10 protein-coding genes are annotated in these 12,649 nt (G+C 72.5%); 4 read left to right on the top strand and 6 right to left on the bottom strand.

Going from position 1 to position 12,649, the window contains the following annotated elements; all coding sequences use genetic code 11:
• Nucleotides 1-17: 17 nt before the first annotated feature.
• Both DEJ46_RS27645 and DEJ46_RS27640 read right to left on the bottom strand, forming a co-directional pair.
• The gene (locus DEJ46_RS27645; RefSeq protein WP_150270615.1) at nt 18-1,553 is read right to left on the bottom strand and encodes a PQQ-binding-like beta-propeller repeat protein; all 1,536 of its coding nucleotides are present in this window, start codon (nt 1,551-1,553) and stop codon (nt 18-20) included.
• A gap of 65 nt (nt 1,554-1,618) precedes the next feature.
• Nucleotides 1,619-2,113: a DUF3145 domain-containing protein gene (locus DEJ46_RS27640; protein ID WP_055643740.1), complete on the bottom strand. Its 495-nt coding sequence runs from the start codon at nt 2,111-2,113 to the stop codon at nt 1,619-1,621.
• Between the two features lie 258 nt (nt 2,114-2,371).
• Here DEJ46_RS27640 and DEJ46_RS27635 point away from each other — a divergent pair, with 258 nt between their 5' ends.
• Nucleotides 2,372-3,295, top strand: coding sequence for an SGNH/GDSL hydrolase family protein (locus DEJ46_RS27635; protein WP_150270613.1), 924 nt, complete (start codon nt 2,372-2,374; stop codon nt 3,293-3,295).
• A gap of 85 nt (nt 3,296-3,380) precedes the next feature.
• Here the strand turns inward: DEJ46_RS27635 and DEJ46_RS27630 are convergent, their stop codons facing one another.
• Nucleotides 3,381-5,816: a glycoside hydrolase family 3 protein gene (locus DEJ46_RS27630; protein ID WP_150270612.1), complete on the bottom strand. Its 2,436-nt coding sequence runs from the start codon at nt 5,814-5,816 to the stop codon at nt 3,381-3,383.
• A 159-nt stretch (nt 5,817-5,975) separates the two neighbouring features.
• On the opposite strand from DEJ46_RS27630, the gene DEJ46_RS27625 reads away from it, so the two are divergent.
• Nucleotides 5,976-6,551, top strand: a complete 576-nt coding sequence (locus tag DEJ46_RS27625) for a TetR/AcrR family transcriptional regulator (RefSeq protein WP_150270611.1) — start codon at nt 5,976-5,978, stop codon at nt 6,549-6,551.
• 247 nt (nt 6,552-6,798) lie between these two features.
• Nucleotides 6,799-7,512, top strand: coding sequence for a carbon-nitrogen hydrolase family protein (locus DEJ46_RS27620; protein ID WP_150270609.1), 714 nt, complete (start codon nt 6,799-6,801; stop codon nt 7,510-7,512).
• A 106-nt stretch (nt 7,513-7,618) separates the two neighbouring features.
• Here the strand turns inward: DEJ46_RS27620 and DEJ46_RS27615 are convergent, their stop codons facing one another.
• On the bottom strand, nt 7,619-9,805 hold the full coding sequence (locus DEJ46_RS27615; protein ID WP_263411761.1) for a M4 family metallopeptidase: 2,187 nt from the start codon (nt 9,803-9,805) through the stop codon (nt 7,619-7,621).
• Between the two features lie 146 nt (nt 9,806-9,951).
• Between DEJ46_RS27615 and DEJ46_RS27610 the strand changes: the two genes are divergently transcribed.
• Nucleotides 9,952-10,914, top strand: a complete 963-nt coding sequence (locus DEJ46_RS27610) for a LysR family transcriptional regulator (protein ID WP_150270607.1) — start codon at nt 9,952-9,954, stop codon at nt 10,912-10,914.
• A gap of 28 nt (nt 10,915-10,942) precedes the next feature.
• Here the strand turns inward: DEJ46_RS27610 and DEJ46_RS27605 are convergent, their stop codons facing one another.
• Both DEJ46_RS27605 and DEJ46_RS27600 read right to left on the bottom strand, forming a co-directional pair.
• Nucleotides 10,943-11,758 carry a pectate lyase gene (locus DEJ46_RS27605; RefSeq protein WP_150270605.1) on the bottom strand — a complete coding sequence of 272 codons (816 nt, stop codon included), beginning with the start codon at nt 11,756-11,758 and terminating at the stop codon, nt 10,943-10,945.
• Nucleotides 11,759-11,770: 12 nt separating this feature from the next.
• The gene (locus DEJ46_RS27600) at nt 11,771-12,610 is read right to left on the bottom strand and encodes an EI24 domain-containing protein (protein ID WP_150270603.1); all 840 of its coding nucleotides are present in this window, start codon (nt 12,608-12,610) and stop codon (nt 11,771-11,773) included.
• Nucleotides 12,611-12,649 lie beyond the last annotated feature (39 nt).

Genomic DNA, 12,649 nt, shown 5'->3' with positions numbered 1-12,649 from the left:
CGTGTTCCGGTCGGCCGTCAGCGCAGGGCGAAGGCCGCCGGTTCGGAGCCCATGTTGATCCGGTTGAGGACGACGTGGCCGCCGGGGACGGGGAGCAGTTCCGGCTCGATGGAGATCGCCGGGAGCTCGGCCGTGTCGGGCTTCAGGACCGTGGCCGGCTTGCCCGTGGCGGCGTCGAGGACGGTGACCGACGCGTCGGACCCGAGGAAGGCGACGCGGCCGTCGGGCTCGGCGGCGAGTGCCATCGTCTGGCCCTCGCTGTCGTGCGCCCAGGCCTTCCGGCCGTCCTTCAGCGAGTACGCGACAACTCGGTTCGGCACCATCGAGCTCTGTTCGGCGAAGGTGATCAGGAGGCCGTCGCGCACGAGGGGCCTGGCGGTGCGGCCGTCGCCGACGGCTCCGGGAGCGGAGAGGACGCCCTCCGGCCCGGAGAGCGCTACGGACGCGGTCGGGGCTCCTTTGTCGTCGAAGCCCAGGAAGGCGTGGGTGCCGCGGGCGTCCGCCTCGTCGACCGCGACGACCGCCGGGGTGACGGAGACCACCGACGCCGTGGCCGACGACTCGACGGGCAGCTCCCGGGTCCACCGCTGGGCGCCGGTACGGGTGTCGAGGGCGAGGAGCCGCGCGCCCTTGCCGCACTGCTCGACGAGGAGGGTACGGGCGGCGTCGGCGTCGAGCGCCAGGGGCAGGCACCCCTTGGGCGCCGGCCGCTGCCAGCGCTGCTCGCCGGACTCGGTGGAACGGGCCCGTACGGTTCCGTCCTCGGCGGTGACGGCGGTGCTGCCGCCGACGGCGATCGCGTCCTTGACGAGGCCCTTTCCGCCGATCTTCCGCTGCCACATGACCTTGCCGTCGGAGATCCGGACGGCGAGCAGGGTCGCGCAGGGCTTCTCGTGCCGGCCGTGCGCGACGAGCCCGATGCCCTCCTCGGTGTCCGGGGTGATCGCGCACAGGGCCTCGCGGGTGGGTGCGGGCACGCTCCACCGGACGGAGCCGTCAGCGCCGTCGTACGCGAAGAGTCCGTCGATCCGGCCCTGGGCGACGGTGGAGCCGAGGGCCCAGGAGCCGACGCCCCGGTCGTACTTCTGGCCGACGGCCGGGACCGTCCACGGAACGGCCGGGGCGGCGTCGAGGGAGGAGGGTGACGTGGGCGCGGACGCCGACGGGCCGCCCTTCGCGGTCCCGCCCCCGGCCCCTTCGTCCTCGTCCCCGGACGTGGCCGCCCAGACGCCGGCGGCGAGGACGGCGACGGCCCAGACGACGACGGCGGCGACGAACGAGGAACGGCCCGGGGCGGCCGGTCCGGTGTCGGGGTCGGGGTCGGTCTTGGCGAGGCTCGGGCCGCCGCTGTCCCGCGTCGCGGCCGTACGGACCGCTGCCGCGAGGACGGTGGTCCCCACGGCGGCGAGGACCAGGGCGCAGACGGCCGCCGCCCAGCCCGTCGGCCATTCACCGGCGACGACTCCCGCCCCGAGGAACACCGCCGCCGCGCCGAACGCCGCCCCCGACAGCGCCACGGTGCCCGTGGCGGGCCCTCTGCGTTCAGGTATCACTTCTCTCCCACCCGGCGCGCCCCCTGCGCGCCCGGGCGGAATCTACAACGCGCGGGTGAAGCCCCTCAGACGACTTGGTGGAGCCAGCGGACCGGCGCGCCCTCGCCCGCGTACCGGAAGGGCTCCAGTTCGTCGTCCCAGGGCTTTCCGAGGAGTCTGGCGACCTCGGCCTCCAGTTGTGTCTCGCCCTGGAGGGAGCGTGCCAGGGCGGCCCGCAGCCGGTCCTCGGGGATCAGGATGTCGCCGTGCATGCCGGTGACGGCGTGGAAGATGCCCAGGTCGGGGGTGGCGCTGTAGCGCTCGCCCTCGGCGGTGGGGCAGGGCTCCGCGGTCACCTCGAAGCGGAGCATCTGCCAGCCGCGCAGCGCGGAGGCGAGTTTGGAGGCGGTGCCGGTCTGCCCCTTCCAGGAGAACTCGGCTCTCCAGGTGCCGGGGGACGCCGGCTGGCGGATCCAGTCGAGCTGGACCCTCGCACCGAGGACACCCGCGACCGCCCATTCGACGTGCGGGCACAGCGCGCGCGGTGCGGAGTGTACGTACAGGACTCCACGTGTCGTCACCGGGACCTCCAGTGTGGGACGAGGTTCGCCTTCCCAGCGGCCTCAGTTAACAGCATCCGGAGTAAAACATCGCAAACCCTCAAAAAGGGGACAGCATGTGACGTGATGTAATTTACCGGAGCCCGTCGGCGAAGGCGCCTCTGGTTCGACGGGGGAAAAGCTACCGTGCCGCACCGTCATCGGTGTGACGTACGGTCGGTCCGAGGGCCCGGGAACACGAACCTTTCACCCACCAGGACGCCGAAGGAGGGGCCGGGGATGCGTGGTCGACGAAGAATCCGTACCGCCGTCGTCTCCGCTGCGGCGGCGCTGCTGTGCGCGGGGGCGGTCTCCGGCTGCACGACCGGAAGCCCGGGCGCGGCGGCTCCGGCCGAGAGCCGCGCCCCTGAGTCCGCCCGGACGCCCACCCGGACACCCACGCCGACTCCGACGCCGGACTCGCTGTGGGACGTCTCGCCCGGCTCCGTCGCCGCCGTCGGCGACTCCGTCACCCGCGCCTTCGACGCCTGCGCGGTCCTGGCGGACTGCCCCGAGGTGTCCTGGGCGACCGGGACGGACACGGCCGTCAACAGCCTGGCGCTCCGGCTGCTCGGCCCCGAGAGGGTGGCCACGCGCAGCTGGAACCTGGCGCGGACGGGGGCGCGGATGGCGGAGCTGCCCGAGCAGATGGCGGGCGCGGCGGCCGAGAAGCCGGAGCTCGTGACGGTGATGATGGGCGCCAACGACGCCTGCCGGCCGACGCCGGAACTCATGACCCCGGTCGCCGACTTCCGCTTCTCCTTCGAGACGGCGCTGGCCCGGCTGCGGATCGGCGCACCGAAGGCGCAGGTGTACGTGTCGAGCGTGCCGGACCTGAAGCACCTGTGGGCCACGGGGCGGGTCAGCCCGGCGGGGCTGAAGGTGTGGAAGCTGGGGATCTGCGGCTCGATGCTGGCGGAGGCGGAGGACCTTGGTCCGGCGGCGGAGCGGCGGCGGACGGCGGTGCGGGAGCGGGTCGTGGCGTACAACAAGGTCCTGGAGGAGGTCTGCGCCGAGGACGAGCGCTGCCGGTACGACGGCGGGGCGGTCTTCGGCTTCCGGTTCGACGGCGGGCAGTTGAGCCCGTGGGACTGGTTCCATCCGAGCCGGGACGGGCAGGCGCGGCTCGCGGAGCTCGCGTACCGGCGGATCACGAAGGAGTGAAGGGCCCCGGGACGGTTGTCAGGTTCCGTCCCGGGGCCCGGTTCGCGGGGATCCGTCGTGAGGATCCGCCGTGGGGGTCCGAAGGTCAGATCTCCAGGGTGGCGGTCAGGCGGGCGTCCACGAGGGAGTGGGCCGCCACGACCTCGTAGGCGCCGGGGACGAAGGCCCAGTCGTTCTTCTCCTCGTCCCAGATCTCGAAGGCGCGGCGGGGCAGCGCGATCTCGGTCTCGACGGTCTCGCCGGGCGCGGCCTCGACGCCCGCGAAGGCGGCGAGCCAGCGTGCCGGGCGCTCCACCGTGTCCGACACGGGCACCAGATAGATCTGGACGACCTCGCGGCCGGTGCGGTCGCCGGTGTTGGTGAGCCGGACGGTGACCGTCCCGGGGGCGGCGGTCAGGGAGTCGTACGACCAGGTCGTGTAGCCGAGGCCGTGGCCGAAGGCGTACGCGGGGGCGGCGCCGGCCTTGTCCCAGGCGCGGTAACCGATGAAGACGCCCTCGCTGTAGTCGAGTACGCCCTCGGTGGGCGTGACCTCGGTGACGGGGACGTCGGCGAGGGCGGCGGGCCAGGTGGTGGGGAGGCGGCCGCCCGGCTCCTCGGCGCCGGTGAGGACGTCGGCGAGGGCGTCGCCGCCCTCCTGGCCGGGGAACCAGCTGAGCAGGATCGCGGCCACGTCCTCGCGCCACGGCATCTCGACCGGGGAGCCGGCGTTGACGACGACGACGGTGTTCGGGTTGGCGGCGGCGACGGCCCGTACGAGATCGTCCTGGCGGCCGGGGAGGGCGAGGTCCTTGCGGTCGAAGCCCTCGGACTCGACGCGCTCGGTGGTGGCGACGACCACGACGGCGGTGTCGGCGGCGCGGGCCGCCTCGACGGCTTCGGTGATCAGTTCGTCGGGGTCACGGCGCGGACCGAGGTGGACGAAGGAGAACATGACGGCCGGCAACGGCGCCGCGAACTCCTTGTCGAGGGTGTGGAGGAGGGAGACCTCGACGGTCTCGCCCGCGGTGAGCGCGACCTTGGCGCGCTCGACCGGGGAGCCGAAGAAGGCCTCGAAGGGGTCGGTCTCGGGGCCCATCGCCTGGACGCCGTCGAAGACCGGGACACCGCCGATGGTGAGGGTGAAGGCGCCGAGGCCGCGGGTGCCGAAGGAGTGCTCGCCGGACTCGCGCGGGGTGAAGGTGCCGAGGACCTCGATGGAGGCGAGGGCCTCGTGGGTGACGCCGGCGGGCAGGTCGTCGCCGATCCACTGGACCTGGCCGTTGGGCAGGGAGCCCTCGCCGAGGACCCGGCCCTCGGCGTCGCGGCAGCGGGCGCGGAGGGTGAAGCCCTGGTCGGCGGGGGTGAGTTCCTCGCTGGGGTCGGCGCCGATCGTGAAGGTGAGCGCGCCGTCGGGGAGGGCGGCGGTGAGGCCGGCGAGCGGGGAGACGACGTGGTCGGGGAAGACCTGGGCGGAGCCGCCGCCGAGGACGCGGGCGTCGCGGGCGGCGGCGCCGGAGAGGGCGACCGTGCCGCTCTTGAGGGGCAGGGCTTCGTTCTCGTTGCGGACGAGGACGAAGCCGCGGCGGGCGATCTCGCGGGCGAGGGCGTCGCCGTCGATGGCGGCGGGGTGCTCGGTGACGACCGCCGGGGCGCCTTCGAGGGCGCCGACGCGGGCGGCGAGCCGCAGGACGTTGCGTACGGCCGCGTCGACGGCGGACTCCTCGACCTCGCCGGCGCGGACGGCGGCGGCCAGGGCCCCGCCGTAGACGGTCTGCGGGCCGGGCATGGCGACGTCGAGGCCGCCCTCGATGTCGCCGGTGGTGGAGCGGGCGGCCATCCAGTCGGAGACGTTGCAGCCGTCGAAGCCCCATTCGCCGCGCAGGACCTCGTTGACGAGGTGGTGGTGCTCGGTCATCGTCACGCCGTTGACCTGGTTGTAGGCGGTCATGATGCCCCAGGGGTGGGCGTTCTTGACGATGGCCTCGAAGGGGGCGAGGTAGAGCTCGCGGAGCGGGCGGGCGGCGACCTTGTTGTCGACGGTGAAGCGGTCGGTCTCGGCGTCGTTGGCGACGAAGTGCTTGACGGTGGTGCCGACGCCGCCGTCCTGGACGCCCTGGACGTAGCCGGTGCCGATCTCGCCGGTGAGGTACGGGTCCTCGCTGTACGCCTCGAAGTGGCGGCCGCCGAGGGGCGAGCGGTGCAGGTTGACGGTGGGCGCGAGGAGGACGTGGACGCCCTTGCGGCGGGCCTCCTGCGCGAGGAGCCGGCCGGCGCGGCGGGCGAGCCCGGGGTCCCACGCGGCGGCGAGCGCGGTCGGGGACGGCAGGGCGGCGGACGGGTCGTCGGCGGTCCAGCGGACGCCGCGGACGCCGATGGGTCCGTCGGACATGACCAGGGACTTCAGGCCGATCTCCGGCAGGGCGGGCAGGGACCACATGTCCTGGCCGCCGAGCAGCCGCGTCTTGGTGTCCAGGTCGAGCTTGCCGAGCGCCGCCTCGACGGCCGCGTTCCGCGCGGTCTCCGCGCTGTTCTCCGCCATGGCCGTACCTCCTCGTTGACGTACCGATGACCCCGATGCGCCCATCGTGCACCCATCTACCTGTAGATCGGTAGGTGACGTGACGATTCTGTTACCTGAGGAGGGGGGCGAAGGGGTACCTTCCTGTCGGGACGACCCTGCGAGAGGAGGCCACGGGCGATGGTGCGGGCCAGAAGCGAGGAGCGGCGGGCGGAGATCCTGCGCGCCGCCCTCGAAGTGATCGCCGAGCGCGGCTACCGGGGCGCGACCCTCGGCTCCGTCGCCGAGCGCGTCGGACTGACGCAGCAGGGGCTGCTGCACTACTTCCCGACGAAGGAGGCCCTGCTCATCGCGGTCCTGGAGGAGCGCGACCGCTGGGACACGAGCGGCGGCCGGGACCGTGAGGGCTGGCGGCTCGACCTGCTCGAATCGCTCGTCGAGTACAACGCGATGCGGCCCGGGATCGTGCAGACCTTCTCCGCGCTGCTCGGCGAGAGCATCACGGACGAGCACCCGGCGCGCGCCTTCTTCACCGAGCGCTACACGCAGGTGCGGGCCAACATGGCGCAGGTGCTGCGCCTGGAGTTCGGCGACCGGCTGCCGAGCGGGCTGAGCCCGGAGCGGGCGGCGCCGCTCCTGACGGCGGTGATGGACGGGCTCCAGTACCAGTGGCTCCTGGACCCCTCGGCGGTGGACATGCCGGCCGCCTTCCGGGACTTCCTGCACCTGCTGCACGGGGGCGCGGAGCGGCCGTAGAAGTACGGGGGGACGCGGGTGCGGGGCCGACGGGATTCGAACCCGCGGGGTCCGGTCGCCAGGTCCGGCGACCGGCCGCTCGCCCCGGGCGTCGGGGACCTCCTCCGCCCGGATTCGCAATGGACCGTGCTCTGCCACGGCCCCACACCCTGCGGCACCGCGCGCGGCACCGCTGCGCCGGAGTCTAGGAGTGTCCGCCGGACGGGCACGGCGAATTACGGCCGGCAGGGGGCGGGATGATGGGGGCATGATCGTCGCAGCCACTCAGTTCGCCCCGGTCGCCGGGGACGTCGAAGCCAATGTCCGTACGATCGCCGGGCTCGTCCGGGCCGCCGGGGCCGAGGGCGCCCGGGTGGTCGTCTTCGCCGAGCTCTGCCTCGGCGGGTACGAACCCTCGCTGATCCGGGACACGCCCGCTCTCGTCCTCACCGAGGACGACCCGCGTCTTGAACCGGTACGGGACGCCTGCCGGGAGGTCTCGGCGGCGGCCGTGGTCAACGGGCCCGTGCGGACGGCCGACGGGCGGACCGGGGTCACCACGCTGGTGATCGGGCCCGACGGCGGGCTCCTCGCCCGCTACGACAAGCGGAACCTGTACGGGATCGAGAAGGAGGTCTTCGCGCCGGGCACGGCCGACGGGCGGTTCACGCTCGACGGGATCCGGTTCGCGACGGCCACGTGCTACGACAACCGCTTCCCGGACCTGGCCGAACGGGCGGCCGCGGACAACTGCACGGTGTATCTGGCGAGTTCGGTGCTCACCGCCGACAACGACTCGTTCGAGACGGTCTATCCGGTACGGGCCCGGGACTTCGGTCTGTACGTGGTGCTCGCCAATGTCCTCGGGCCCAACGAGGACGGCGTGGGCGGCGGCGCCGCCGGGGTCTGGGGTCCGGACGGCGGGCGGATCGCCGACGCGGGCCCGGAGAAGCAGGGGTTCGTGCTCGCCGAGGTCGGCTGACGGGACACGGAGACGCGGAGAAGCCGGGCGGCCGTGGGACATACGGCCGCCCGGCTCGGGGAGGTCCGTCACGGGACCCCCGGCCCGTGACGGTGCCCCGTCCCCGCTACGGGGCGCTCAGGCCCAGCGTGTACGCGCCGGAGCCGCTGTACGCGTGGACCACATACCGGTAGTAGCCCGCGGTGCCGTTGTAGCTGGTGTTCTCGTCGGCGGTCGCCGTGCCGCCGACCGCCACGTCCGCCCAGCCCGACCCGTTCCACTTCTGCAGGTAGAGGTCGAAGTCGGTGCCGGCCGGGCCGCGCAGGCAGCTCACGTGGGTGCCGGAGGTCGCCGAGTAGTAGTACGAGCCGTCGGGCTGGGCCGCCGCCTGGCCGGACGTCAGGCTGCCCTGGTAGCTGTACTCGGTGTTGTCGCAGCCGGTGGGCGGGGTGGTGGTGCCGACCGACAGCTGGTAGGTGACGGTGTGGGTGGCGGAGCCCGTACCGGTGACGGTGATCGGGTAGGTGCCGTTGGCCGTGCCGGCCGCGACCTGCACGGTCATCGTGGAGGAGGAGCCGGAGGTCACCGAGGAGGGGCTGAAGGAGACGGTGACGCCGCTCGGGGCGCCGCTCGCGGAGAGCTGGACGGTCTGCGCGCTGCCGCCGGTGGTGCTGGTGTTCACCGTCGAGGTGACGGAGGCACCCGGCTGGACCGAGCCCGTGGCCGGGTTCAGGGCGAGCGAGAAGTCCGGGTTGGTGGTGCCGCCGCAGTCGGTCTCACCGGACTGGGCCGGGACGCCGATCGCGTTCCACGCCGCCTTCACCGCGTTGCACTCGACGCTGCCGTAGGTGTTCTTGGCGCTGGTCAGCGTCGCCTTGCGGGCGGCGAGGTGGTTCCAGGAGGAGGTCTTCATGAGCAGCGCGCCCATGAAGATCTTGCCGGCCTTCTGGATGCCGATGCCGGTCACGGAGGAGGGACCGCCGGAACATATGGGGCTGTTGGGCTTGCCGTTGCCCGGGTTGGAGCCCTCGGCGAGGAGGTAGAACCAGTGGTTCTGCGGGCCGGCCGCCGCGTGCACCTCGGTGCCGGAGGTCAGCTGCGGGTAGCAGTTGGGGTCGTTGTTGATGAGCGACGGGTTGTACATGTTGCGGATCGGCTGGTTGTTGCCGGTGAAGTTCAGCTTCTCGCCGACGGTGTAGTCGGGGGTGTCGTTCGGGTTGTTGGCGTAGTGCTCGGTGAGCGCGCCGAAGATGTCTCCGGTCGACTCGTTCATGCCGCCGTTCTCGTTGGACGAGCCGGCGCTGCCCGGGGTCCGGTCGAAGATCTCGTGGCCGTACTCGTGCGCCACGACGTCGATGCCGGTGAGCTGGTTGGTGCCGTTCTGGTTGCGGCCGTACGTGGTCTTCGTACCGTCGTAGTACGCGTTGACCTGGCTCAGTCCGGCGCGGGCCGGGACCATGCCGCCCTGGCCGTTGATGCCGTTGTAGCCGAGCCACTGCTTGAGCATGTCGGACTCGCGCTGGGCCGCGTACATGATGTCGACGCAGGCGGTGACCAGGTCGTTGGCGCCGTTGTTGCCCCAGGGCGAGGAGCCGGTGTAGGCGCTGCCGTTCTGGCCGCCGCACTTGAAGCCGCCGCGGCTGGTGTCGGTCATGGAGCTCGCGGCGGTGTCGATGGTGACGTTGCCGTTGTGGTAGCCGCGGCCGTCGGCGTGCCGGACCTTGTCGGTGGCCTGGGCGACGGAGCCGGTGCGCGCGTCGACGTAGGTGTCGAGGGCGCTCGGCACGTTCTGCGCGGTCTGGCCGACGACCCGGGTGTGCCAGGTCAGGACGGCCTTGCCGCCCTTGAGGAGCACGGTCAGCTCGGGGGCGCTCGCGCTCTCCACGGAGGCGAGCTGCTTCCGGGCGGTGGCGAGGGCGGCGGCGGCGGTCACCTTGGCCTTGGTGGAGACCTTGATGGCGGGGGCCTCGGCGCCGGTCACCTCGCGGACCTTGCCGGCGCTGTCGGAGACGACGACCGCGTCGCCGCCGACGACCGGGAGGCCGCGGTAGGTGCGCTCGTACGAGGCGTAGTACAGGCCGTTGGACCAGGGGGTGACGGAGGTGCGGACGAGTTCCTCGCCGGCACCGTGCCGCAGCTCGTCGAGACCGCTGTCGGCGGCCCGGTCGGCGGCGGCGAGCGCGAGGGACTTGCCGTGGCCCGGGGGTACGGGCTGCGCCTGCGGGGCCGCGGTGGCGGTGCCGGCGAGGGCGGTCGCGAGGCTCGCCGACAGTGCCAGGGCGGCCACGGCCGCCGTGATTCTGCTGGGGTGCAACGTCTGCTCCGATCGGGGTGGGATCGTGGTGGGGGAGACGGATCGTCGCGCCGAGTATGGGCGTGAACATGACCGGTTCGGGACATCTCATCCGGCATAAGACGCGGGTTATGGTGCGGCTGTCCCGTGCTGCGTACGCTGCTGAAATGCAGCTGGAGTTGAGGCATCTTGAGGCCGTCTGCCGGATAGCGGAAGCGGGCAGTCTGGGGCGTGCGGCCGGCCGGCTGGGGGTCTCTCAGCCGGCTCTCTCGGCACAGCTGCGCCGGATCGAGCGGGTCGCGGGCGGGGAGCTGTTCCTGCGCGGCCGGCACGGCGTGGAGCCCACTCCGCTGGGCGAGTTCGTCCTCTCGAAGGCGCGGCTCGTGCTCGGCGAGATGGACGCGCTCGCCGCCGGGGCTCGGGCCGTCGCCCCCGGCACCCCACTGCGGCTCGGCTGCATCCTGCTCGTCCTGGTCGACGGGCTGCTCGAGCAGCTGGAGCGGGTGATGGCCGGTCAGGACATCTCCGTCACCGTGGAGCACTCGGCGACCACCCTGACCCGGCAGCTCGGCGCCGGCCGGTACGACGCCGTCCTGTACGGGGAGGTCAACGAGCACGAGGTCGCCCTGCCCGAGGGCACCACGGCCAGGACCCTGGTGCCCAAGGAGCCGTTCTGCGTGCGCCTCTCGGCCGCGCACCCGCTGGCCGGGAAGGACCGGATCGCGCTGGCCGAGCTGGCCGGCGAGGACTGGATGACGCTGGTGGAGGACGACGACGGCGGGCCCGAGGCGCTGGTCGCCGCCTGCGCGAAGGCCGGGTTCACGCCCTCGCTGCGGCACCGGGTCGCCGACCGGAAGATGCACTACGACCTGATCGCCTCGGGCCGGGCCATCTCCATGAGCCAGCCGACGGCCCCGTACGCGGCGGGCACGGTCCTGCGCCCCCTGGAGGGCGACCCGGTCCTCGGCCGGATCCGGCTGGCCTGGAACAGGGCGGCGGTCCCCGCACGGCAGGCGGAGCTGCTGTACCGGGCGGCGGTCCACGCCTACCTGGCGAACGTCGGCAACAACGCCTTCTACCGGGAGTGGTGGGACGCTCGGCCGGAACTGCACCCGGTCCTCGACGCCTGAGGAGACGTCGGGGACCGGGTGCGTACGGCTAGTCGTACGAGAGGTCTCCGGCCGAGTAGCGGCAGGTGGTGCCGTCCGCGCCGGTGCCGATCTCCTTCGGCTCCTTGCCGGTGTTGTTGCCGGTGAAGCGGGTGCACGGCTTGATCTTCTTCTTGGTGTCGCCGTGGATGCGGATGCCGCGCAGGCTCGCGGTGTCGCCGTAGTTGGCGTTGACGCCGACGATCGACTTGCCGGGTGTGGTGATGTCGACGTCGTTGATCAGGATGGTGCGCGGGTACTGCTTCTTGCAGTTGCCGCAGGAGCGGACCAGTTTGCCGAAGTCGGCGGCCTGGAACTTGTTCACGACCAGCTTGCCGGCGCCGTTGAACTGGAAGATCTTGTCGGACGCGCCCTTCGCGCCGCCGCCGTGGACCGCGTACACCGCGGTCTTCGAGGTGCCCTTGAAGGTGGCGGCGTCCTCGCCGACGTTCTCCCACCAGACGTTCTGGAGGGTGCAGCTGCCGAGGCAGTGGACCCCGTCGGCGGCGGGGGTGCCGATGACCACGTTCTTGAGCGTCGCGCCGTCCTTGAGGACGAAGAGGGGCTGCTGGCTCTCGCTCTGCCCGTCGGAGCCGAGCTCCCCGGTGCCGGCGAAGCGCTTGAGCTTGCCGTCGTAGGTGCCCGACACCTCGATGGTCGTGGCGACCGGCGTGCTGCCCTTGGCCTGCGGCCAGGCGGGCAGCGTCGCCGCGCCCGCGGGGGCGAGGAGGGTGGTGGTGACGATCGCCGCGCCGGTGATGCCGAGGGCGCTCAGGCCGCCGACGACGACGCGGCGGCGGCCGGTCTTCCGCTTGTGTGACGTCATGGTGCTCTTTCCTCAGTGGGGGAGGTGGTGCACCCCCTGGTCGCCACCGAGGGACGGAAGGTTGCCGCGTTCTTGATCGTTTTTCTGGGAGGCGCCGTCCCGGTCGTCGCCGGCCGTCTCGCCGCGCAGGTCGCGGGCCATCAGGGTGGCTCCGGCGACGGCACCGGGCATGAGGAAGACGGCGACGAACGGCACCAGGAAGGCGAGGGTCAGCGGCACGCCGAAGCCGAGGGTCGCCATGCGGCGGCCGCGCAGCAGCGTGAGCCGCTCCTTGAGCTCGACGCCCCGGCGCTGGAGCGCGACGGCCGTGAGCTCCTCGGCGAGGAAGAAGCCGGAGACGCAGAAGCCGAGGACGGGGACGACGGTCTGGCCGATCACCGGAATGAAGCCGCAGGCGAAGAGCAGGATGCCGTAGAACACGACCCGCAGCAGGACCCGCAGGCTGTCGCGGGCCGAGATCCACAGCTCGCGCCAGAGCGGGAGCCCGGACTGAGGCACGTCCCCGCCCTGGCTCCGGTCGACCTCCTCCGAGAGGGACTCGTAGAAGGGCTGGCCGACGAGGAGGGTCACGGCGGTGAAGGTGATGACCGCGAGGAAGAGCCCGAAGGCGAAGACCAGGCCGGTGAGCGTGCCGCGGAAGAGCCCGAGCCAGGGCGAGCTCCAGTCGTCGGCGAACGGCGTCACCCAGGCCGCCAGGTCGTCGGCTCCGTAGCCGAGACCGATGAGCGCGCCCACATAGAGGACGAAGGTCACGATTCCGGGCAGCAGCCCGAACCCGAACCACCGTCCGTGCCGGCCGACCCACTTCTGGCCCTGTACCAGGTATCTGAAACCCACCCCGAGATCACGCATGGGAGTCACCCTACTGACGGACGTGGTGAGGGCCGCACC

This window comes from Streptomyces venezuelae (assembly GCF_008642375.1).
GTDB lineage: Bacteria > Actinomycetota > Actinomycetes > Streptomycetales > Streptomycetaceae > Streptomyces > Streptomyces venezuelae_G.
This window is presented reverse-complemented; position numbering and strand designations above follow the sequence as displayed.